Origin of the sequence: Enterococcus sp. AZ091 (assembly GCF_051714805.1) — a bacterium.
Classification (GTDB): Bacteria; Bacillota; Bacilli; order Lactobacillales; family Enterococcaceae; genus Enterococcus_D; species Enterococcus_D gallinarum.
Window position 1 is genome coordinate 1,034,385 of the sequence record NZ_JBIOSO010000001.1, and the last position, 24,469, is coordinate 1,058,853.

General features: G+C 41.9%; 17 protein-coding genes, 1 pseudogene and 1 riboswitch. Of the genes and pseudogenes, 12 read left to right on the forward strand and 6 right to left on the reverse strand.

What is annotated here, in order from left to right; genetic code table 11:
* Nucleotides 1-2: 2 nt before the first annotated feature.
* From IGJ28_RS05360 to IGJ28_RS05410, 11 genes and pseudogenes are all read left to right on the forward strand, one after another.
* The gene (locus IGJ28_RS05360; RefSeq protein ID WP_252712237.1) at nucleotides 3-3,284 is read left to right on the forward strand and encodes a GH36-type glycosyl hydrolase domain-containing protein; all 3,282 of its coding nucleotides are present in this window, start codon (nucleotides 3-5) and stop codon (nucleotides 3,282-3,284) included.
* Nucleotides 3,285-3,296: 12 nt separating this feature from the next.
* Nucleotides 3,297-4,262: a LacI family DNA-binding transcriptional regulator gene (locus IGJ28_RS05365; RefSeq protein ID WP_003128108.1), complete on the forward strand. Its 966-nt coding sequence runs from the start codon at nucleotides 3,297-3,299 to the stop codon at nucleotides 4,260-4,262.
* A gap of 624 nt (nucleotides 4,263-4,886) precedes the next feature.
* The gene (locus IGJ28_RS05370) at nucleotides 4,887-9,815 is read left to right on the forward strand and encodes a hypothetical protein (RefSeq protein WP_438845233.1); all 4,929 of its coding nucleotides are present in this window, start codon (nucleotides 4,887-4,889) and stop codon (nucleotides 9,813-9,815) included.
* A 309-nt stretch (nucleotides 9,816-10,124) separates the two neighbouring features.
* Nucleotides 10,125-10,838, forward strand: a pseudogene (locus IGJ28_RS05375) (WxL domain-containing protein).
* Between the two features lie 56 nt (nucleotides 10,839-10,894).
* On the forward strand, nucleotides 10,895-11,596 hold the full coding sequence (locus tag IGJ28_RS05380) for a WxL domain-containing protein (RefSeq protein ID WP_123867078.1): 702 nt from the start codon (nucleotides 10,895-10,897) through the stop codon (nucleotides 11,594-11,596).
* A 70-nt stretch (nucleotides 11,597-11,666) separates the two neighbouring features.
* A complete protein-coding gene (locus IGJ28_RS05385) occupies nucleotides 11,667-12,728 on the forward strand; it encodes a DUF916 and DUF3324 domain-containing protein (RefSeq protein WP_252712234.1) in 1,062 nt (353 codons plus the stop codon).
* Between the two features lie 254 nt (nucleotides 12,729-12,982).
* Nucleotides 12,983-13,474: a hypothetical protein gene (locus tag IGJ28_RS05390; RefSeq protein WP_438845234.1), complete on the forward strand. Its 492-nt coding sequence runs from the start codon at nucleotides 12,983-12,985 to the stop codon at nucleotides 13,472-13,474.
* Nucleotides 13,452-14,909 carry a helix-turn-helix domain-containing protein gene (locus IGJ28_RS05395; protein ID WP_252712233.1) on the forward strand — a complete coding sequence of 486 codons (1,458 nt, stop codon included), beginning with the start codon at nucleotides 13,452-13,454 and terminating at the stop codon, nucleotides 14,907-14,909. Before IGJ28_RS05390 ends, IGJ28_RS05395 begins: the two co-directional genes overlap by 23 nt.
* A gap of 175 nt (nucleotides 14,910-15,084) precedes the next feature.
* The gene (locus IGJ28_RS05400) at nucleotides 15,085-15,654 is read left to right on the forward strand and encodes a TetR/AcrR family transcriptional regulator (protein WP_252712232.1); all 570 of its coding nucleotides are present in this window, start codon (nucleotides 15,085-15,087) and stop codon (nucleotides 15,652-15,654) included.
* A gap of 2 nt (nucleotides 15,655-15,656) precedes the next feature.
* Nucleotides 15,657-16,115 carry a low molecular weight protein-tyrosine-phosphatase gene (locus IGJ28_RS05405; protein WP_060813234.1) on the forward strand — a complete coding sequence of 153 codons (459 nt, stop codon included), beginning with the start codon at nucleotides 15,657-15,659 and terminating at the stop codon, nucleotides 16,113-16,115.
* Nucleotides 16,116-16,226: 111 nt separating this feature from the next.
* On the forward strand, nucleotides 16,227-16,589 hold the full coding sequence (locus IGJ28_RS05410; protein ID WP_005470095.1) for a hypothetical protein: 363 nt from the start codon (nucleotides 16,227-16,229) through the stop codon (nucleotides 16,587-16,589).
* Nucleotides 16,590-16,722: 133 nt separating this feature from the next.
* Here IGJ28_RS05410 and IGJ28_RS05415 read toward each other — a convergent pair whose 3' ends face one another.
* The 6 genes from IGJ28_RS05415 to IGJ28_RS05440 form a co-directional block, all read right to left on the reverse strand.
* A complete protein-coding gene (locus IGJ28_RS05415; protein ID WP_252712231.1) occupies nucleotides 16,723-17,085 on the reverse strand; it encodes an iron chaperone in 363 nt (120 codons plus the stop codon).
* A gap of 206 nt (nucleotides 17,086-17,291) precedes the next feature.
* Nucleotides 17,292-18,797 (reverse strand): helix-turn-helix domain-containing protein, encoded by a 1,506-nt coding sequence (locus IGJ28_RS05420; RefSeq protein ID WP_252712230.1) that lies wholly within the window; start codon nucleotides 18,795-18,797, stop codon nucleotides 17,292-17,294.
* Nucleotides 18,798-18,905: 108 nt separating this feature from the next.
* A complete protein-coding gene (gene brnQ / locus IGJ28_RS05425; protein ID WP_003128124.1) occupies nucleotides 18,906-20,267 on the reverse strand; it encodes a branched-chain amino acid transport system II carrier protein in 1,362 nt (453 codons plus the stop codon).
* Nucleotides 20,268-20,485: 218 nt separating this feature from the next.
* Complete coding sequence (locus tag IGJ28_RS05430; protein WP_003128125.1) at nucleotides 20,486-21,220, reverse strand: amino acid ABC transporter ATP-binding protein; 735 nt, start codon at nucleotides 21,218-21,220, stop codon at nucleotides 20,486-20,488.
* 12 nt (nucleotides 21,221-21,232) lie between these two features.
* On the reverse strand, nucleotides 21,233-22,819 hold the full coding sequence (locus tag IGJ28_RS05435) for an ABC transporter permease subunit (protein WP_003128126.1): 1,587 nt from the start codon (nucleotides 22,817-22,819) through the stop codon (nucleotides 21,233-21,235).
* Nucleotides 22,820-22,928: 109 nt separating this feature from the next.
* Nucleotides 22,929-23,101: riboswitch (Lysine riboswitch) on the reverse strand.
* 136 nt (nucleotides 23,102-23,237) lie between these two features.
* A complete protein-coding gene (locus IGJ28_RS05440; RefSeq protein ID WP_003128127.1) occupies nucleotides 23,238-23,540 on the reverse strand; it encodes a hypothetical protein in 303 nt (100 codons plus the stop codon).
* 221 nt (nucleotides 23,541-23,761) lie between these two features.
* Here IGJ28_RS05440 and IGJ28_RS05445 point away from each other — a divergent pair, with 221 nt between their 5' ends.
* Nucleotides 23,762-24,460, forward strand: a complete 699-nt coding sequence (locus IGJ28_RS05445) for an NAD-dependent protein deacylase (RefSeq protein WP_003128130.1) — start codon at nucleotides 23,762-23,764, stop codon at nucleotides 24,458-24,460.
* The last annotated feature ends 9 nt before the right edge of the window (nucleotides 24,461-24,469 follow it).

The window sequence follows — 24,469 nt, forward strand, 5'->3', positions numbered from 1 at the left end:
ATATGACACAATATATTACTCTTGAAAAGAATCAGACACGCCTGAGGTTTTTGAAAACCGGGGATCTGTATGAAATAGATAGCAATGGCATGATGATCAATCAACTAAATGGCAATCCGTTAGACGGCAGTTTGAATCAATTGTATCTGCGAGTCTATACATCAGAAGGGATTCGTTGGACACCGATGGTCGGTTCTAATTCAGCCAGTAAGTTTGGGTATTCCCAACAGCAGTTGTCTTGGTCAGGAGAGTTTTTGGACGTTCATTATCAAGTGGACTTGCAACTGGCAGAAGATTGCTGGTTTTGGCGAATCCAGTTATCGGGTTCTGGAAAAGCAGATATCATTTATGGTCAAGATATAGGCAATGCACTAAAAGGAGCAGTTCAGTCCAATGAAGCGTATGTTTCTCAATACCTGGATCACCACGTGACTCAGGATAACGGAACGATCGTCGTCTCTTCTCGTCAAAATCAACCGCAATCCGGCAAATTTCCATTAGTCGAACAAGGAAGTTTCCAACCCTTGCGGAGTTATTCAACAGATGGGTATCAATTTTTTGGCAGAACATACAAGGTGACTAATTTGCCGCAAGCCTTAGCGCAAGAAACATTAGCGAATGAAGTGTATCAATATGAATTTGCCTACATTGCTTTGCAGTCCGAGTCTTATCAGCTATCTGACGAAACAACAGAAGTCATTTTTTATAGTGCTGTCAAGGCAGATCAGCCACAAGCAGTATCCGGTCCGCAATTCGACCGCCCTTCTCTGAAGGAACAGTTTCAAAAATTGACTTTTGAGTCATTGACGACACAGCTACTTCCGGCAAAACAACTAGGAGCAACATTGACTGGTGAGACCTTGTCAGAAGCAGATATTTCCGCGCTATTTCCAAAACAGGAAGCAATGGAACGAATCGATGGCCAAATTTATTCATTTTTTACCGAAAACTATCGTCACGTTGTGTTGAAGGAAAAAGAAAGTGCCATGGAACGGGCTCATGGGCATATATTGCTGAGTGGCAGTGATCTAGTGGTAGATCAGCCGTTGCTTAGTACGACGGTTTATATGTATGGTATCTTCAATTCGCAGATCGTTCTAGGGAATACGTCAATGAATAAATTATTGAGTAACAGCCGTAATGCGTTGAATGTCATGAAACGATCAGGACAGCGCGTCTACTTGAAAGAACAGGATACGTGGCGCTTATTGACAATGCCATCTGCGTTCGAGATGGGGCTGAACTCTGCAACGTGGTATTACAAAACAGCAGATGATTTGATCACGGTCACGACGTATACACTGCTTGACAGCCGTGAGATCCGGACAACGATCCATAGCAAAAAGGCTTATTCATGGGCCATCAGCAACCAGTTTTTGATGGGACCAGATGAAGAAGCACCGACAGCGGTTGTGAAAAAAGATCAGCAAGTAGTGATCACAAGCGGGACTACGTCACCAGTAAAAGAAGCGTATCCAGAATTAACTTATTATCTGCAGGCGGATCAGCCTTTTGATGTGACAGATGATTCTTTGTTCTTACAAGAAAACAGTGATGGCGCACTAACTGTTCTGACATTTGCGGATCAGTCAGAAGTTACCCTTAAGATTCAAGGAACGTTGACCGGAGATCCTTACCGAGAACAAGCGTCTTCTAAGCAGCAAGAAGAAGCAAAATATGTGACGTTCATTGATTCACTGCTGAATCAATTTGAATTGACCCATGACCAAGCAGAAGTCCAAACTCTTAATTTGCTCTCTCGGTGGTACACGCACAACATGCTGGTCCATTATTTGTCTCCTCATGGTTTGGAACAGTATGGCGGTGCTGCTTGGGGGACCAGAGATGTCTCACAAGGACCAACAGAATTTTTCTTAGCAGTCAATCGTCCAGAAATCGTTGCGTCGATCATCAAACACCTCTTTGCCAATCAATTTGCCGACGATGGCAATTGGCCGCAATGGTTTATGTTTGACCGCTACGAAAAACAAAAAGCCGACGAAAGTCATGGAGATGTGATCGTGTGGCCAATGAAAGTCGTCAGCGATTACTTGGAAAAAACGAAGGACTTCGCGATTTTAGAAACGCAAATACCTTATACAGATCGCGAAACGTTCTTAAAGACAAGTCAAACTGCTTCTCTTTATGATCATTTACAGAAAGAGATTGCATATATCGAAGCGAATTTCTTGGAAGGTACGTATCTTTCATGTTATGGGGATGGGGACTGGGATGATACCCTGCAGCCAAACAATAGCAAATTGAAAAAGCAGATGGCCAGCAGTTGGACAGTTGCATTAACTTATGAAGTGATGAAGAAACTAGCGGCACAGCTGAAAGACTATGATCCAAATTATGCAGATCATTTACAAACCATCGTCAGCGGCATTCGTACAGATTTTGATAAATACATTTTGTCCTCAGGAACCATCCCAGGATTTGTTTATATGGAAGACCCTGAACATGTGGAATTGATGATCCATCCAGAAGACAAAAAGACAGGGATTCAGTACCGATTGTTGCCGATGCAGCAAAGCATGATCGGTGAATTACTTTCTCCGGACGAAGCCGAGCACCATTTAGGCATCATCAAAGAACACTTGCAACATCCAGATGGCGTTCGCTTGATGAATCGTCCAGCGGCTTATCATGGTGGGGTCAGTACGAATTTCAAACGTGCAGAGCAAGCAGCGAACTTTGGTCGGGAAATCGGGTTGCAATATGTTCATGCCCACATCCGTTTTACTGAAGCAATGGCCAAATTGGGACAAAAAGAAGAAACTTGGCATGCTTTAGGGGTCATCAATCCTATTCAGTTGCAAGAACGCGTGCCAAATGCAGAACTGCGACAAGCCAATGTCTATTTCAGCAGCTCTGACGGCGATTTCAAAACAAGGCTTGAAGCCCAAGAGAATTTTGGTAAACTTAGAGATGGAAGCGTCGGTGTAAAAGGCGGTTGGCGCGTGTACTCCAGCGGACCAGGTATCTATTTGAATCAATTGATCAGCAATGTCTTGGGCATTCGCGAAATGGCAGATGATTTGTTCCTTGATCCTGTCTTGCCAACTGAGTTATCTGACTTAACGATGACCTACCGGGTCTTTGATCAACCGGTTAAGATCCATTTTCACGAAGCGTCAAAAGAACAGGTATTGATCAATGGCCAACCGGTAGACTATACACTAGCAGAAAACAGCTATCGAAAAGGGGCCTTTTGTTTAGACAAATCAGCAGTGCTGCCGTTGTTCAATAAGGAAATAAATCATATCGATATTTATCGATAGAAAGGAGGAGCCATGGTAGGGATCAAAGATATTGCTAAAAAAGCCGGTGTGTCTATTTCCACTGTATCCTATGCTTTGAACGGCAGCCCTAAAGTGACGGAGGAGACGCGCGCCCGTATCCAAGCGATTGCTCGTGACTTGAATTATGTTCCGAACATGGCTGCTCGTACACTGAAGCGCAGACAAACGAACATCATTGGCGTGTACCTCGCAGACTACGCGGGGAGTTTCTATGGAGAGTTGCTAGACGGGATTAAAAAAAGTCTCGAGACTTTTGGTTACGAAATGATTGTTTGCAGCGGCAAAAAATCCCATTTGTTTATACCAGAGCGTATGATCGATGGAGCCATCATTTTAGATTGGACTTTTCCTTCAGAGGAAATTGAGCGGTATGCTCAGCGGGGACATCAAATCGTTGTACTAGATCGGATCCTCGATCATGAAAATATCCATCAAGTCCTTTTGGATAATAAAGGCGGTGCGGCACTGGCTATTGATAAATTGATTTCAGGTGGCAGCCAACATGTCTTTTTACTTGCTGGTCCTGAAAAAAGTTATGATAGTCAAGAACGGTTAGAAGCCAGTATCAAAGAGCTTACCCGATTTGGCATTTCCTATGATGTAATAGCTGGTGATTTTACTGAACCCTCAGGGTATCGGGGAGCAGAAGAAATTTTAGCAAAAAATCCGCTAAGACCAATCGATATCTTTGCCTTAAACGATGAAATGGCCATCGGGGTTTATAAGTATGTACGTAAAACAGACTTAAAAATCGGAGAAGATATCCGCATCATTGGTTTTGACAATACAGAATTAGGGGCGTTTATACAGCCGCGGTTGTCGACAATTTCTTACTCGAAGCATCGTTGGGGAATGATTGCTTCAGAGAAAATCGTCAAATCGATTCAAGGAGAGCAAGTAGAGGACGAGCATATCTATACAACATTTATTGATGGACGTTCTTTTCCAAATAATTGAAAATGAAGCACCAAACAGAGGACTGTTTGGTGCTTTTTTTGCGCACGGAAATAAAAATACATACTGTTAAATTAGATTAATAGTTATTTTATTTTTTTATGATTGTATTATTTTTCTAATGTTGTTTAGAAAAAATTATAAAATTTTTTTCGGTTATTATACTTTGAGTTATTTTATTTTAGAAAATACAGTGAATTATTATTCGTTATAACATTATTAATTCTATGAAATATAAATAATGTTAGCGATTTCTAAATAGGGGCATCAAGTACAAATAATTCGGATAATAGATTAATTTTTCAGTGGTAAAGATTGCTTTATTATGTGATTTTTATAATCTTATTCTAATTATATCTCTTGAACTCTTACGATTTTTTAGTATGCTAGGTGAAATTAACTCTAAATTTATCCTTTCCAAGCATTTCAAGTAAATGTCAAACAAACTGCCTGACAAGGCCAAAAATGAGAAGAAACAAGCGGTTAGGATGTCAATTTATAATCATAATTTTGGAATGGATGAAAAAAAAATTATAATCCTTTTTTTATTTGGATATAGACTATGGATAGCATAATGCGTGTATTGCGCAATATTTTACTCATTTTCACTCAGTCAGGAGGGATAAAGTGAATCGTTTTTTAACCAATTTTCTTGTTTTTCTATTAGTATCTTCTCCTTGTTTTTCATACACAGAGGTAGTTGCACATGCAGAAAGTATCGCGCAAAAAAGTGAAACAACGGATGCTTTAAACGAGTTAGAAAAGCTTAGCGATATAGATAATAAGGAAAGTAACACGAGTAACAAAGAAAGTAGCAGTGAAAGCAGTGAAGGTACCGCAAGTCAGGATAACGAAACAAACGAAACATCTGAAGCGACTGAAACAGCAGAATCGGATGAATCGCCACCACATTCAGCATCTGAATCTCATTCCCAAGAATCTGTTACTAGTTCTTCACAAGAGTCAGAAGAACTGACGATAACCTTCAAAAGTGCTGAAGGGCGTTTGTTGGAAACAGGAGAAACAAGCCTTCAGGTCAGCAAGAGAAAAGGAGAACGTCTTACAGCAACTGACATCCCCTCCTTTATAAATCCGGTATCTTTTGCAGGTTGGCAGCTAGAGGGAAAAATCTATAGTAATGAAGCATTGCAAAACGTGGACCTAGATCATGATCAGATCCTGCAAGCAGTTTTTAAACAGGGCGTGAGTGTTCGGTCTAGCGCTTCCTTAGTAGACCTGTCCATCAAAGATATTATTGCAAGTGCAGATCCTTCACGACTTGTTGCCGTTCCAAGTCCTGCAGGCGATGGGGAAACTTACGCAGAGTATGCAAATAGTGTTGATGGCTTTCGGCAAGTCTTGTTTGATATGTACCAAAATGGCAATGGCGGTGAATTTGCTTTGTATGTCGGATCAGGGGGCACCTTGACTTTACCGGCTGATCTGACAGCCAAAACAATACCAAGCACAGTAGACAGTAGCAATATCACGTTCTATGCATTACAAGGGAAAGTTAGCCGTTTGATACTGACTGGTCACGCCAATGATCCTATCACAGATGCAACGACATTGCCTTCAGGCAGTCGACGGGTTGATTTCTCAACGAATAATTATTTTGGCTCGGATATCGTGTTTCGCAATATCGACTATAGGGGATCGACCATTTACATGAATGGGCACAGTCTTTTCCTCAATGGGGGTGCCGTTGGAAATGGCTTTGCGATATATGGTGGCACAAACAGTGGGGATCTGGAAGGCAATCCGACGATCCATGTGAATAACACGGGTTCAGGTACTTGGAATATTTATGGGGGCAACCAAAGCGGCGGAACGTTGAAGGGGAATGTAACGATCAACATAAACAATACCGTCTCTGGAATAAGTACCATTGCAGGGGGCGCCAATGTTGGAACGATCGATGGCAATACAAAAGTAGCGATCAAGCAATTGAATGGCACATTGACAAACTATTATGGCGGTGGTGTTGGATCAAGCGCTACAAATTCAGCCAATGTGACGGGGAATGTTGCAACGACTATTGCTACGAAAAATGCCAATTTTCTGTTGGGAACGTTTGTCGGAGGGGTTCAGTACGGAACGATTGACGGTAGGATCAACAGCACTGTTTCTGGTAATGGAGGCTGGAATGGGATGACCAATCGTTTTATCGGCGGTTCCTATTATGGAAATATTGGCTCGGAACCTGCTAAAGATGCCATCGTAACGAATCTTGATTCGAGTCTCTATTCTACAGGTCGGGCAACTTTTGAAGGTGGCAATCGATACTCTGGCACAATTAAGGGGAACATCGTAAATACGGTCAAAGCGGGTCCTAGTGCTGGTATCGGTGGGATCGGTGATTTCAACGGTGGCGGGGGAAACGATGTCAGCAAGCTTTCTCAAAGTTCGATGGGGGCTTCGAATACGACGACTTACGACAATTATACTCCCGCACAACGGGCTCAGTTAGCTGAAGCTGGAGCAAATTTCAAAGTATATGGCAATATTACTTCCCATCTAGTCAGCGGTTCTTTTTCAAATGGCGCAACCTATACTACAGCTGCAGGCCGCGGCGGCTACATCGACGGAAATACCACGATTGAAGTGGGGACGATTACAGCAGATGGCAGACCAGGTGGAGACGGTATCGCGTATAAAGGATCAAAGCCGTCCAATCTTGCTTATTCCACAACGACCAAAAACCGAGGGGAACTATCAGGCTGGGATATTGTCGGCGGTGGGGGAGATCCGGGAACTACCTGGAATATCTACATCAAAGGGAATACTAAAACAATTCTAAATAATACGGTTGCTCGCTGGACCTATGGCGGCTCTTTCTCTGGTGTTATTGAAGGAAATGCATCGAATACATTGAACTCAGGGATCGTAGACACCCTTGAAGGTACTGGCTATACCGGTAGAAGAGTCTATGGTAATGGTGAAACGACGGTCAATAACGGACAAGTGGATTGGTTCTTGTCTGGCGGCGGCTGGAACGATCTCTTGATTGGTGGGAACGTGGCAGTAACGGTTTATGATGGGGTGATCAATGCCTCTCTAGGGGCTTCATACGGAGATTCCAGTTCTCATACGATCAATGGAAATTCGAATAATCGGATTTTCGGCGGGAACTTTTCCGGTACCCCACGAACTGGCTCTAATGGTTTTTCTGGCGGTGTGACTAACAATGGCAGACTGTTGGGAAATGCAAGTTTAACATTGGATTTAAGAAATTATGACGGTGAGTTTAAGCTGCCTAGCGGGACCAATATTTCTGGTGGAAATCCATTCAACAGTACAAATATTGTCGGAACAGATACATCCAATACGATTACGCTGAACATCTATACAAAACCAGGATCGGATGTCTTGAACGGTGCCACGATTTATGGGGATGGCGGCCGAACTGCTAGCAATACGAGAAGCGGCAAGATCATGATGAACATTCAAGCGGAAGATTCCAGTATTGGTAATTTATATACCACCTATTACTCGAACATTTCCTCTAATCAGATTTTGCGCGATGTAGAGATGCGTATTCAAGGGGCGAAAAGTATCAATGGGATCTCCGGCGGAAATGCAACGGACAATTTCACCAATGCAATCGTTGCTAACAGCACCAATCAAGTCAAAATGAATTTTGGCGAGAATGTAGATGGAACCAATGCTTACCAAGATGAACCCATATCTATGACAGGATTAGGTCTCGTGAATTTTACCGAATTAACTGTGACTAACGGACTGACATTGATGGCTACCGGTGGGGATATCAAAAATGGGCGCTCAGCTACAGCGGCCAACCATAGTACGACTTATCACCAGTTTGGGACGATCCAGCTATCGAAAAATGCCGGTATTGGAATTTCTTCAGCAAACAACATGATTTCAGGCAGTAAGTTAACCATCGAAGATGAGGTAACCATTGAATCTCCTCCGGGTACTGGTCGGATCAACCTTTCCGATTTTGAAGTGCCAGATTCAAAAAAAGATCATTTGACTTGGATCAAAAATACGGAGAATGATGCTGCAGCACGAGTAAAAAGTCAGGGCACTTGGTTTGGAGAAGTCACAAGCTACCAAGTATTGACTATCAATCCAGTTGCAAACAATGCGACGCCGATCACGCCAATCACTTTTAGCGGCATCGAAAAAGCGACTGGTAAAACATTCATTGGGGACAATGATGTGACGGGAGTCAATGGCTACGGAATTGCGATTCCTGGTTCAGTGATCGACTATGAAGTCGAAATACCCGGTATCGCTGATGGGCAAGGTTCAATCACTCATGACGTGACAGGCGTTAAAGAAAATAATGCACCACTTGTGATTCAAGCATGGGGAACAGATATTGCTGGCATCCAGGTTCAAAAAGGGCGGCTGCTTATTCCATATACTGGGTCAAATTTACCGACACTGACCTTTACACCAGAAACCCAGAATACAGGTTCTTGGTTTTATGCTGGACAGATCCAGTCAAGCAAAGTTGCTAGTGCGACAGAAACAATCCCAGAACAATCGTCTTCAGATCCAGTCGATTGGCAGATTCCCGATGGTGAATACAGCTATCAAGTGAAGGTTTCTTACTCGAATCAAGCTGAGCTTCGTGCTCAGAACGCAATCATTACAGAACAAGAAGCTGAGAACCTCACTAAAGAAGATGCACTGGACTATTTGCAGGCACAAGGACGCCCATTCTTTACAGATAGTCTGATGGAAGAAGCAATAGCAGAGATTCAAAAACCATTGGGGTCAGCAACTTCTCGCAAGCATCTTGTTTCATTCAAAGCAGGAGCAGCAAATCAATCATCTGTAGAACAAGCAGTCAATCTGGTAGTCGTGAAAAATGAGAGTGCCTTGGCAAGCAATCGGCAATTCGCTGTCTTTGCCAAAGATAGCCGCTTGACTTTAGGGGAAGCAACGGCTATCACGAATCAAGCTGATTTAGCAGCATATACGGAAGCCACAATGATTTTTGCTGATGGTCGAGATGAGCAGTTGCCGCAAGTTGCACCAGAAGCACTCGAATCGATCCAGCAAACAAGCGAAGAAGAGCTGCTAAAAAATGTCACAACTACGTATCATTTCACCGAAAATGGGCAAACAGCTGAAAAAACAGTGAATGTGGCGATCGCTGGTGAGTTGACCTTGAGCAGTGTACCGACAACTATCGATTTTGGAGAACAAAAAATCACTACCACCACTCAAACGTATTGGCCTGACATTCAAGGAGATTTGATTGTCAAAGATACACGAGGATCTGAACGAAGTCCTTGGCGGCTCACTGTGAAAGAACAGCAGAGCTTGAGTAATGGGACAGATCATTTAGAAAATACGTTGTTCTTTGTAAAAAATGGGGAAGAGCAATTACTAACAAATGGGGAAATTATCGTTGAAGAGACGGAATTGACAGAAAACGGCGACTATCATGTGAATCAAGATTGGGGAGAAACAGCGAATAAAGGTCTTAAATTAGTTGTTCCGGTAGAAAAGCAAAAAATAGGCGAATATAGCGGAACGTTATCCTGGCAACTAATATCTGCTCCAGGCAATCCATAAAAGGCAGAAGAGTAAAGATAAAAACAGTCATTAATGCAAGTTTGCTCGGCTGATTATTCTTGTTTTTGGCAACTACCTTAGCTGCTGAAATAGGCGCGGATGACAGCAATGGCGGAACGTCATTTTATGGCGTTTAGGAATATCCAGCAAAAAATCCAAGACCATAGGCGAAAGTACTGAGAAATCAGCCATTCGACCAACAAGGACATAAAATCTTACCCATAACGGGTTCTGACTCTTCCAGTTAACTCGCGGATGGGGGTTGCTTGTTGGCAGCACTAGGTATTTTATCAAAAAGGAGCAAATGAAATGAAAAAGAGTTTAATAACGATGGGTATCGTCATCCTTAGTTCAATAATCTTGCCGATCACCGCAGTTGCAGCAGAGTATACATCAAATGGGGCAATTATTTTTGAAACGGATAATGATCTCACTAAACCAGTCGACCCTACCGATCCGTAAAAACCAGTCGACCCGGTCGATCCCACGGATCCAATGGGACCAAATCCAGGAACTGCTGGGCCGTTGTCAATTGATTTTGCCTCCAGTTTCCAATTTGGCAATCAAAAGATCACATCAGAAACAATGGATTACTATGCAAAACTGCAAGAGTTCACTTCAAGTTTAGCAGGGCCGAATTATGTGCAAGTCACAGATAAGCGCGGAACACAAGAAGGTTGGTCTCTTAGTGTCGTACAGCAAGGCCAATTTAAGACAGCACAGAGTGAAGTGCTAGCAGGGGCTTCATTATCAATTTCTTCCGGAACAGCAATTTCTATGACAGATGAGCAGTATGCACCAACAGTAGTAGAGAATCACACATTTGTTCCCAATAGTGAAATGAACTTGGTGAATGTCCCTGCAGGCAAAGGGATGGGGACTTGGATCTATCGCTTTGGTGCTGATGCATCAGAAGGAGCGACAGCTGTAAAATTAAACATTCCTGGTCGTTCGGTTAAATTAGCCAAAGAATATCGAACAACCTTGACTTGGTACCTCAAAAATGTACCAGAGACTGAATAAGAAGGGGCAGAAAAGTGAAAAAAATAGTAACCGCAGCAGTATTCGTAGGATTGGGAATGACGAGCACGATCACTGCTCAGGCAGCAGAAGTGGCAGCTTATCATTCAAATGGTCAAATTGTCTTTGAACCAAACACGGAGCCAACGGATCCAATCAGTCCAATAGACCCAGATCCAGACAATCCAATCAAACCAGTCGATCCCACCACGCCAGATGGCAAACCTGAACCAGGAACCAACGGACCGTTATCGATCGACTTTGCCTCCAGTTTATATTTTGGCATGCAAAAAATCACTTCAAAAACGGAAGTCTACCATGCCTCATTGCAAAAATATGAGGATGCAGCAGGTGCGGAGCAAGAAGGACCGAATTTTGTACAAGTCACAGACAACCGGGGAACGGAAAGCGGCTGGACGTTGCATGTCAAACAAAATGGCCAATTTAAAACAGGGAAAGACCAAGAATTAAAAGCAGCTCAAATTCGCTTGACTAACGGGACGATCGTTACACCATCCGAATCCCCAAAACCTTCTAATTTTAAAAGCACGATTACCCTGGATCCCAATGGGGCTGAATCATTAGTCATGAGTGCCCAAAAAGGGGAAGGAGCCGGTACTTATCTTATGAGCTGGGGTGACAGTTTATTCGCAGCAGTAGATAGTATTGAATTAGAAGTGCCTGGTTCAACAACGAAATATGCCGTGAAGTACAGTACCACATTTACCTGGCTGCTAACTGATACCCCGACAAATCCATAGCAACCAGTCCCTTTAAGTGTAAGGTTTTGATACGTAAGGGTGGTACATAGATAGAGAGGGAAAATCCATCATGAAAAAAAGTAAACAGCTCATTATACTGGTTTTGGCAAGTCTTTTCTTTTTTATTTCGGTAAGAGGCATGGCCTCTGAATTCAATTTTGCAGTAAATCCAGTCATACCAGAGAACCAAATAGACAAATCTAAGACTTATTTTGATTTGAAGATGTCACCAGGTGCTGTTCAAACGGTGGAGGTTCTATTAAGAAATGATACGGATAAGGACGTAGTGATTGAGCCGAAGATCGCTTCGGCAACCACCAATCTAAACGGCGTTGTTGAGTATGGTCAAAATGATATCGAACCTGATGAAACCTTAACGCACAATTTGAAGGATTTGGTAGACATCGCAGAGACCATCACGATTCCCAAACAGTCTCAAGTGACTTTGCCTTTAAAAGTAAGCATGCCTTCAGAATCATTTAAAGGCGTGATTTCCGGTGGACTGACATTAAAAGAAAAGCAGGAAGAAGCCTCTGATCAGTCCGAGGATCAAGGATTAGCGATCAAAAATGAATATGCCTATGTCGTCGCAATTTTGTTGAGACAAACAACGGATGAAATCGTTCCAGATTTGAAGTTGTTAGCCGTCGAACCTGATCAAGTGAATGCCCGCAATGTAATCAATGTGACTTTTCAAAATCCGACCGCTGCCTATTTGAATTCATTTCGTTTGATCAACGATGTCACTAAAAAAGGGCAAAACGACAGCCGCTATTCTTCTGATACTTCTGGTATGCAGATGGCACCAAATTCCCATTTTTCTTATCCCATCTCATTAGAAGGACAAAAGCTTGAAGCAGGTACTTACCTGCTGAAATCTGTTGCCTACAGCGGAAAAAGCGATGAAGGACAGTATAAAGTCAAGAATGGTGATGAGGAAGAAAGATATTTATACAGATGGGAATTTAAAAAAGAGTTTACAGTGGCTGGCGATGTTGCGCGAGACCTCAATCGGAAAGATGTCACTATCGAAGAAGATCATACGTGGCAATATTTATTGATTGGACTCCTCTTGGTGATCATTGCATTTCTGATTGTTTGGCATCGTCAGAAAAAGAATGAAGGAGAGTAACTGGTTTTGAAAAGTGATGAGCGATAGCCGATTCATTGCGGAATCATTTTCTTTCCTGTTTCTCAAAGTAAGCCTTATGGAGAAAGATCTCCAGTTAGGACAACAAGTTAGCAGCAAGTAAGAACAGCTGGCTTTTTCAGCTCCACCTAATGGTGTGGGGCTGTCTTTGATAGATTCATCGATTATTGATGGTACGTGAGGAGAGGCCCAAGTGAGATGCCAGATAGAACTATGTTAAGGCGGTGAAATAATCAATGAAAAGCAAATTTGGCTTTGTTTTAGGAGCCTGTATTATTATCGGAATGATCGACCTTGTTACCGAACAGGTCGTATTCGCTACCATCTATAATCCGCTGAATCCTTCAGAAGAAATCGTTCCGAAAGACCCTCCAGAAATCAACGAGGCGCCTGTTGATGAGAAGACACCAAAAGCAGCAGAACCAGCATCGCCTAAGGAAGAACCCAAATCAAAAGAAAACAGTCAAAAGGAACAGCCGTTACTGAATCTAACAAAACCGTTTTTGGCTGATGGCAAGCAGCTGGCAAAACGCGTGACGGTGGAAGATATCTTCCTTGCAAATAGTCTGTCGGTCGACTTAGCAATGCCAGACGATGATTCAGGTGGTGATGGCAATGATCAGCCGTCTTATCTTACAAGCTTGTGCTATTTATTTACCGGAAGTGTCCTTTATGGGCAAAAGAATGATGGAGGCCTGAAAACGCATGTTTTTGACATTTTTGAATAAAGCGGATAAGCGAAAATTGGTGCTGCTTCAATACTTGGAAAATGCGGTTTCTTTATCCGAGACAAAAGAGGCATTGATGGATAATCTGACAATGTCAGAATTTTTGATCAACAAGACCGTTCAAGAATTAAACACGGACTTTTATGAATTTGGCTTGGATGAAGAGTTTGGTATTGTGACTGATGGGACCGTGATCAAATTAAATGCTTCTGGTTTGGCAACCTCTGATACCGTCTTGACCTATTATTTGGACCAGTCACTGAAATTTTCCATGCTGAAAGAATGTTTTTTTGAACAACTGTCTTCACTTTATGAATTCGCTACGAACCATTTTTTAAGCCATACCCCTGTGTATAAAGAATTTAAACAATTCAAGCAGATCCTTAATGATTATGACATTGAGGTGACGAAGGAATTTCGATTGATCGGTGAAGAAAATGAAATAAGGGAATTCATATTATTGTTTTTTATGAAAGAATACTATTTGAATCAGTCGGTTTTTCCGAAAGAAATCGAAACAAAAAGAAAGACTTTCGATGCGCTTAATAGTCAAGGCTGGTTGAACCCTCAGCAATCTGCCCGAATGCAGATCCGCAAAGAACAATACTTAGGAATCATTATTACCCGAATGTGCAATGGTCATTTTCTGCAAAATACAGTTGAGGATGGTTTGATCAATGCTGAACACTTACGAATCATTGAAGAGCTGAAAGACTGGCTGGCGAAGATCTTGCCTATGGTGAGCCTGACTACCTTAGAGCGGGAAGCAAAGGAGATATTGCGGTTTCTGATCGTAGAAGGCTGGTTAGTAGAAAATGACCGCTACATTGATCAAAATCATTATATCACCCAATTAAATGAACATTTCTATACAGAACTTAGTGGTCGTTTTGCTCTTTCCCAAGAGCTTCTAGCACTGCTTACAACTGAATTGACGAACATTCATTACCAACTGCTTTCATTTTCTTTCAGTTCGCGATGCGAGTATCAACATTTGGACGTCACTTATTTCCTGCAAACATACCCTGAATATGTGGCTTTTTGTCGGAATTACCTTGAAGCTAACCGGAACCGACCCATTTTGTGGAACAACAAGGAATTTCTATTCTTTCGCTATCTGATTTTATTAATCTCAACGATCCCATTAAAAGAAATATCTGTTCCTCTCTATGTATGTGTCGATTTTTCCTATGGTCGTTCGTATAATCAAATGATTCGCAACAATATTGAAAAGATTCTCGATTTGAATATCCAATTTCAAAGCTTTCCAGATGAAAAGACCCATCTGACTCTTTCAAACATGCCTTTTTATGGGGCGATGGGAATCAATCATATTTTATGGTTAGCCCCCCCGCGACCAGTGGACTGGATCAACTTTACCGAAAAGGTTGTAGGAATCCGCAGAGAATTTCTAAAAAATCATTTTGAAAAATAATTTCAACCAATCGATTGGACCGTGAATGAATGCATCCTAAAAAAAACTGAGAGCATCGTTTGCTTTCAGTGCTCATGATCCCAGCTAGTGAAATAGCTGGGATTTTTTCTGCAAGAATACTTTTTTAGTTGGAAATTTGGTATGATAAGGAGAGAATTTGAAAAAGAGGTGTACCATGGCAGAAGGGAATCAAACCAAAGCAGTCATTGGTCAAACATTCGTTGAACTTTGTGAGACAAAAGAATTAAACAAAATCAGCATTCAAGAGTTGGCTGAGAAGGTGCAGATCAATCGACAAACCTTTTATTATCATTTCCCGGATAAAAAAGCATTGATTCGTTGGATCTACAAAACAGATGCGCTGATTTATCTAACATCTGAAAACATTTCGCTAGATAATTGGGAAGAAGCAGCTTTGAAAATGTTGAAGGCGATGCGGCAAAACGGAACCTTCTATCGGAAATCTGTTACTTATGACCGAGATATTCTGATGAGTGAGTTTTATCAAATTACGGAGCCGTTATTTCAGCGCTTGTTTGATGAAGTCGATGAAGAGCAACAATTGTCGCAACAAGACATTGCTTTTTACAGCCGTTTCTTTTCTTATGGCTGTAGTGGAATCTTAGAAACTTGGATTCGTGATGATTTTCCGGAAATGCCATTAGAAATCGCGACCCAACTCTTTCGCTTGGCAAAAGATGTGGAATTTTTTTCTTATCAAATTTATCAAAAAGAGGAGCAATAATCATGACGAAAGTTTTATTTGTCTGTTTAGGAAATATTTGTCGTTCACCGATGGCAGAAGGGCTTTTCAAGCAAGCAATAGCAGAACGTCAATTGCCTTGGCAGATCGATTCAGCAGCCACTAGTTCATGGGAAGCGGGTAATCCGCCTCATCAAGGAACTCGTCAACTATTAGCAGATGCGGGGATTTCTTGGCAGAACATGGTTTCCCGCAAGATCACTTCTGAGGATTTTGAAACCTATGACTGGATCATTGGCATGGATCGTAACAATTATGAGGACCTGTCAGCAATGGCTCCAGCAGGTACGCAGCATAAGCTTTACACGTACTTAAGTGTCGTTCCTGGAGAGGGAGAAGATATTCCAGATCCTTATTACACAGGAGATTTCAACCAAACATACCGCTTGATTCAAGCAGGACTGCCCCTTTGGATAGAAAAAATAAAAAATGCTGCCCAATAAAGGGAATGTTCGCTTGTTTTTTCCTCAAAATTTGTTAAAATAAAAGCAATAAACGAGAACGTATGTGCGGTTTTAGAGAAACCCGCTGCTGTTAGCAGAAAGGAAAGACCAATGGAAAAGAAATCATCTCCCATCAGGCAGCTGGGCAAGTTGATTGTCATGACTTCGACAACCTTGTTGGATACTTTCTTCAGTGACAATGCCGATAAAAAAAATCAAACTGAAAAGATCAATGAGATTCGGCAAATTTTGCAAAAAGCGGCCAGTGACAAACATCTGGTCGTCTTACAAGTGAAAACCGAGAAGGTTGGCAGTTTTGAAACCGTTACCGGTTGGATCGTTGGAAAAACGGTTGCGAAAGAACAAGTTGTTTTGAAACTGCAAAGTGATCGGCAACAAATTCGTATGATCCCTTTAGCCAGCGTTTTAAAGGTCAGCACATTAAAGGTCAAAGCAACGCGGCCCGAAAAGTAAAAAAAGTCTGTGACGTAAGTAAAACAAGAGACCAAGACAGCAGATAGCAGCCATGTAGGCGGAAGAAGCAATCAAGCTGATCTTAGGACGTTGTTTTATTACACTCACAGACTTTTTTGTTACACTTTTTTAGTTAATCGGTAGTTGTTTTCGCTAAAACTTCTTGCAAACGCCAAGCGGTTATTCGAGCAATCAAATCATAAGGAATAGGTTCTGTAAACGAAAAACGGGCTGTTCCTTTACTGGTCTTATAAGGCTGCAATTCTTTTTCAAAAGCAAGAATGGCAGAGGGTGTTGGATAAAATCCTATGTGCTCTTTTGCACAGGCAAAGTGGACGATATTCTCTGTTTGGAAATAGGTTGGCATCTGATAACGAATCCGCTCTTCGGCATCCGGCAGGACTGTTTTGATTACATGTCGGACCTCCTGCAATACAGTGGAATGATCCGGAAAGCCAGCAATATACTGATCAACTGTTTCAATGGTGTTTGTCATAAAGCCCCCCCTTTTTGTATTGATTGTACTACAGAAAGGAATTTTACAAAAAAAGGAGCCTGTCAGTGGGTGGCTGACAGGCTAGGAGTTAAAAATGAAAAGTGTTAGTTAGGGTTGTTTGTTGGTATGCTTATACTATACTAACTAAATATGAATATTCTGTGACAAAAGTTTTCGGAAGTTCTTAAGAAAAGATAACGATTCGGTTACACGTGCTGATTTTTTTCATTGAAGTATTTTTTCAACGTACGATAAAGATCGATGTATTGAGCATCAGCAGCTGCATAATCCCATAGATAAGTTGCCATCGTTGGGTTCATTTTTTTCATCAATTGATTGGAACTAATCACTAAATCATAGGTTTCCTTCAATTGCGGATCATAAGGATCCGCTTGCACAAAGGTCAGGTCTTGCAGAAATTGATTCAAGGATTGGACAAGTAAAAAGTTGTCTTCCAAAACGACACCGACATGCAGCCGATTGGCGTAGCGGATCTTATCATAGAATGGTAACAAGACGTGAGTAAACATCGCTGCTAACTGTTCTTGATTGGTGTCATTGATATAGTCTACATTATTGGAAGAGCGATAGTCGGTAAAGAATTGATCGATATGCTGATGCAATTGTTCCTGTGGCAGACCATGTCCCATGGAAAGGGTGAGCAGCCGGTAAATATTAGGAAACGGTTGTCGAAAGACGTAGTTGCCAAAGGTCGCATTGATTAGATTACCAATCAAGATAGGATCATCTAAAAGTTCCTGCTGTCCAGCAAAATAGGTCTGTTTCATTTGGGCAAGGAAATCAGAAACTAACGGATAGATCGGATTCTGTTTAGTCGTATAGAATGTCAATGTTTGTTGCAAGGAAGGATCTTCCTCAGACAAGTAGAAGGGTAGCATTTGGGAGAGCAAATAGATAAAACTTGATTCTCCTTTAAGCTGTTTTTCTGTTAATTCAGTATCGGCAGTCAACGTGGTACGCAAGCGATTGAAATCATAATAGCGATTGTTTTTCATCAAAAAATTATAACGGCGGTCGTATTTTGCAAAATTCGCTTTTCTAATGCGTAAAAGGACCAACGCAGCAAAATATTTTAACTCTAGCTTCCCTAGATAAGAACGAGAGATAGGAAAATAGCTAGCAAACTCATCGACGAAAGCTTCTGCATCAGACTCAGAAACGGCAAAAGGCCATGTGATCCCCCGGACGCCTAACCAAATGATATTGAATAAGGAAAGACGCACTAAGCGCTCGTCGCCAACGAGATTCGATTCTGTATAAGTAAAACGCAATTGAAACTGCTTCAAATGGTTTTTTAGATGTTCGAATTTTCGGGATACTGTTGAACGGCTGACATCATATTTCTTGCAAAAATCCGTAATGGTAGGATTTTCTTCATTCAGCATATAAAGAACATATAAGAATGGTACGCTCTTGTTCAAAAGATAAAACCGGTACTCATCAATCGTTGCCGCAATATTTTGGGGCTGCAGCTTGCCACCACGTCCAAGTATTGACAAGTGATCCGGGGTCAACTCGTGTAAATCTTGATCGATCTCAGTCAACTCAATGAATGTTTGCTGATAGCTCAAGTCCATTTCTTTGGCTAATTGCGCGATTGGATGATTTGGATTTTGTAAAGTAAGCATGCGCCGGAATAATTTAAATTTGATCAACGTTTGCGGATCCATCATAAGTTCTTCGTAAAACATAAATATCCTCCTTTAATGGGTCTATTGTACCTGTTTTTGTTTCAACTGTCAGTCTTTTATCAAAAAAAATGGCCTACCTTTCAAAAATGGTAGGTCATTTTTAATGAATTAATGATTTTTGACGGATTTCGGTTCTTTTTTGCACCAAGCCCAAACGAGACCTATGATGAAACCGATGATTGCAGGTGCCAGCCAACCCATGCCGATTTTGAAGAACGGCAAGTATTGCTCTGCAAATTTCAATAACTGCTGAACGACAGCAGTGTCTCTAATCAATGCCGGGCAAGCATTTAATCCGTCAATAACGGCTGCCACCAGGGTGAAATAAGTGGTCATACGGTACACACTGGCACGATGCTGGAACAATGGACTAATGATCGCCAACAAAATCAATGTAATGGCCAGCGGATAGACAAACATCAGAACAGGAGTTGAAAACTCAATGATTTTCGTCAGACCAATATTTGCAAAGATCGCCGGTAGAATGCTGGCAACAGCACTGAAAAACAAGTAGCTTCTTGCAGGAAACAATTCTGCAAAGGTTTCGGCAAATGCGGTGATCAATCCGATCGCAGTTTTCAAACAAGCTAAAATGACGATCAATGCTAAGAGCAGACTTCCAGAGCGGCCTAAGTAATGATTGGCTACTTGTGCTAAAGCGATCCCACCATTGGCACTGATCGCAAATTTTCCTAGGCTCATCGCTCCCATGTAGGAAAGCAATGTGTAGATGATCCCCATCAGAAAGATACTGATAGAGCCAGAAAGAATCGTATCTTTCGCGATTTCGGAAGGTTTCGTGATACCCATGTTACGGATCGCAGTCACAATAATGATGCCAAAGGCTAATGAGGCTAGTGCATCCAACGTATTGTACCCATTTGTGAAACCGGTGAAGAAGGCGTGTTCTTGGTAAAGCGGAGAAACAGGTGCCTCTTGGATTGTACCCATTGGCTGCGTAAAAGCAAAGACTAAAAGTAAGCCAAGCAATACCAAAAAGAGGGGATTCAAGAATTTTCCTACGTAATCCAATATCTTACTAGGCTTGCGTGAGAACCACCACGCAGCCCCAAAGAATAATAGTGAAAATACGGCCAACAAGGGTGCTTGGAGATCTTGGGAAACAAAGGGTACAAGTCCGATCTCAAAGGAAGTTGTGGCTAACCGAGGGAGTGCAAAAAAAGGACCAATCACTAAATAAAGCAACACAGTGAAAATAATGGCATAACGGCGGTTGATCCGTGAAGCTAATTCGAAGACACCCGTACTTTGGGAAAGACCAAATGCGATAACGCCTAAGAATGGTAACCCAATTCCGGTCACTAAGAAACCTAAATTGGCAAGGGCTACATTACTACCAGCTTCTTGTCCCATATGCACTGGGAAAATCAAATTTCCCGCACCAAAAAATAGACCAAACAACATAGAACCAACATACAAATAGTCTTGAATACGTAACTTTTTCTTCATATCAACTTACTCCTATAGTTCTCTAGTTTTAAAAAAAATAACAAAAAAATGATCAAATAGCAACTCTTAGTTGATCCAGGCCAAAAAAAGAAACCAGGGAACAAGCGACAAGAAGATGATTCGGTAAGGACGAGCAATGCCCTCTTGTAAGACAGGAAGGCACTGACTGTTCGTCTAAATCATTTTGTCTGCAACTTGTACCCTAGTTCAGCACAGGATCAATTAAGTACCCGCGATAGAAATTCTTTCGTCCGCTGTTCTTTTGGATGGATAAAGATTTCTTCTGGCGTGCCTTCTTCAGCGATCACACCTTTGTCCATGAAGATCACTCGGTCAGAGACTTCTTTAGCAAAGCCCATCTCATGGGTCACGATGACCATAGTCAACCCAGTATGAGCTAACGCATTCATCGTTTTCAAAACTTCTCCGACCATCTCTGGATCAAGAGCTGAAGTTGGTTCATCGAATAACATCACATCAGGATCCATTGACAATGCCCGGGCAATGGCTACCCGTTGCTTTTGTCCACCAGATAATTGAGCCGGTTTTGCTTTGACGTAGCGGCTCATGCCGACTTTTTCCAAATTCTCCCGAGCAATTTTTTCTGCTTCGGCGCGATTTCTTTTTAGAACAGTGACTTGGCCCGTGACACAATTTTCCAGAACATCCATGTTATTAAAAAGGTTGAAGGACTGGAACACCATCCCTAAATGAGTCCGATAGTTTGGTAAGCTGTATCCTTTTTCTAGGACATTTTCGCCCATATAAATGATTTTTCCACTGGTTGGCTTTTCTAAAAGATTGATACACCGAAGCAGTGTGGATTTCCCTGAACCGGAGGAGCCGATAATCGTTACGACTTCACCTTTATTGACCGAAAGACTAATGTCTTTCAAAACGACATTGTCGCCAAAACTTTTCTTTAAATGATCGATTTCGATAATTGCTGACATCTGTCTTCCTCCTTATTCTGGGTTGATATCTTCTAGTTTGACATAAGAACTAGGACCATCCATTTTGCGTTCAACAAAACGTAAAATTTGAGTCGCAGAGATTGTCAAAACGAGATAGATTGCACCGATGATCGCAAATGTTTGGAAGTATTGATAATTTGTTCCGGCAGCCGATGTTCCTTGGAAGAAAAGATCGGCGACACTGATTACGCTCAATACGGCAGTATCTTTGATATTGATGATGATTTCGTTACCTGTTGCTGGTAAGATATTTCGCATAACTTGTGGCAAGACAACTTTGAACATCGTTTGCCAGTGAGTCATTCCAATTGCTTGTGCTGCTTCAAATTGGCCATCATCCACTGCAAAGATCCCGCCACGGACGATTTCAGACATATAGGCTCCTGTATTGATAGAAACGATCAATAATGCCGCAATCGTACGATTCATGGAAACACCAAATGCTAGAGCAGTCCCATAAAAAATGACCATAGCTTGTACCATCATTGGTGTGCCACGGAAAACTTCAATATAAATCGTCAATAATGCATTGATCAATTTTTGGAAAAAGCGACTTACAGGATTTTCAGCAGCTGGCAGCGTCCGAAAGACACCGACTAATAGACCAATCAATAATCCGACGACAGTAGAAACGATCGCAATGAAAAGCGTCAATCCTGCCCCTCGTAAAAATAGAGAACCATAGTCATCGATGATTTTTTTGAAATCGGCCAGCAGACCTTGATTCGCTGAATCTCCGCTGGTGTCCGCAGGCTGCTCTTCGATAGCCGCATCCATGAGTTTCGTGCGTTCACTTTGAGGGATCGTCGCTAGAATCTCGTTGACCTTTTGGACATCGGGGTCACCTTTGCGCATACCAACGGCAACTTGGACATCCTCTGGATTGGTTTCAAAACCTTGACCTTCGGCAAATTCGATCATCTTCAGATCAGGATTTGCCCCTGTAGCAGTGACGCCTTCAGGACGTTCGCTGACGTACCCGTCAATGATGCCTGAAGCCAACGCGACGCGCATGGAAGAAAAATCTTTCATGGCTTGTTCTTTTTGTACTTCTGGAATTTGATCGATCACTGTGTAATGGAATGTATTTAATTGGGCGGTGATTTTTGCACCTGTCAAATCAGCTAAACTTTTCGCATTTGCGAATTTACCATCTTTTTGAACGACAACGACTAAGTTCGATTCGTAGTAAGGATCGGTAAAATCGATTTGCTCCCGTCGTTCGGCTGTAGGGGACATCCCAGCGATTACCGCATCAATGGTCCCTGATTGTAATGCAGGTGCCAGGCCATCCCATTGTGTTTTGACGATCACTAATTCTTTGCCAAGACCATCAGCGATTTTCTTCGCGATTTGAACGTCATAACCGCCAGCATAGGCAGACCCTTTCTCGCCAGAAATAGGTACCGCTCCATGGGCATCGGTGGTTTGGGTCCAGTTGAAAGGGGCATAACCCGCTTCCATCCCCACTCGAAACTGATCAGCTGGAGTTTGATCATCTGCATGAGCAGTCATCGATACATTGACAAGTGTGAAACAGAGGGCGAAAAATGCCCAAAACCAATTCATTTTCTTCATTTTCTCTTTCCTTTCACGAGTGGCACTACAGACAGGCAAAGGTAACAAAAAAACAGCCGTACTCCATGATTGGAAAACGGCTGTTGACAATTTCGTCGACAAACCTTTCACAAAACATAGCGCAACTTAGCCAAGCTAAGACAGTACGCAAGTTGTTCACTTGCGTCCCAACAAAATAATTCAAGCAAGAATCATTTTGTTTCGGCGATGTTCCCTAGCTCTGCTTTTGACGTGTTGCTTCACTCAGCAGGATTAATGAACCTCGCGACCTCTACCTAAATGTTAAAGGATACTCGTATTTGATTATGATACTTAATCGAGTGTAGAAGAAAAAGGTGGATTTGTCAATTCTTTTCAACAAAAAAAGCAGTCTCTTTTCTTTGGAAAAGGGAACTGCTTTTCTTTACTTTCGGCTACTTTAAGCAACTTTGGCTTTTGGTTCGCGGCCTAAGACAGCTTGAATAACTGTCAGACCTAGTAATAAGCCTAGAGCTAAATAAATGAGACTTGAGTATTGTGTAACGCCCCAGTCTTGACCTAATGTACGATAAACCAATAGAACGAGTGCTTGAATGATTGCTGTGATGACATTTAAGAAAGCAAACGCCCATAGATTTCCATTTTCTTTACGAGATAAATAGAAAATAGAGAAGTATAAGCTAACTGCCAACCAGCCGAAACTGATGATGATCATTGCCCAATAAATAATAGATGCTACCAATGTATTTCACCTCACTTTGATTCGTGAATAGTTTACCACGTTTTTTGTAGAATGTCATGAAAGAATCAATGAAATGAGCTGAAAATTCCAAGTGAAGATTTCCTTCCTGTGAGGCTTTCTCAAGGGAAGGTTTGTGAAAAATCGCGGATGATGGTTATAAAAAATGGGGAAATTAGGTATACTATTAAAAAGTAGAACAATCACGGAAGGAGTTCAGCAAAATGTTAGTATCGATTGAAACAGCTGTCGAAAAGATTCAAGCTGCCGAGTCTATCACTTTTTTGACAGGAGCGGGCGTTTCAACCCCTTCCGGTATTCCGGATTACCGCTCTTTGAAAGGGATTTATCATGGCATTGAAGCGCCAGAATATCTGTTGAGTCATACTTGTATGGTCAGAGAGCCGGATAAATTTTATCAATTTGTCAAACATCTCTACCATCCTGAAGCAAAGCCCAATGTGATCCATCAGACGATGGCAGAGTTCGCTCAAGAACGGAACGTTTGGGTAGTCTCGCAAAACATTGATGGCCTCCATCAACAGGCGGGGAGTCAGCAGCGTATTGATTTCCACGGGACCCTTTACCGCTGTTACTGCCGTCAATGCGGTGCAGAAGTTCCTTGGCAAACCTATTTGACAGACTGGCATCATGCCGATTGCGGTGGACAGATTCGTCCAGCGATCGTCTTGTATGAAGAAGGTTTCAGCGAAGAAACAATTACTGCAGCCATCAACGCTGTTGCCAATGCACAGCTAGTGGTCGTGGTAGGCACCTCATTACAAGTCTATCCTTTTGCTGGTTTGTTGCAGTATCAAAATAGCCAGAATTGCTTGATCATCAACCAAACAATGCTTGAACAAAATACGACTCCTCAAGTTTTAGCAAGTGGGGAAACAGTTTTTGCAAAACTCTCACACTAAAATTGAAAA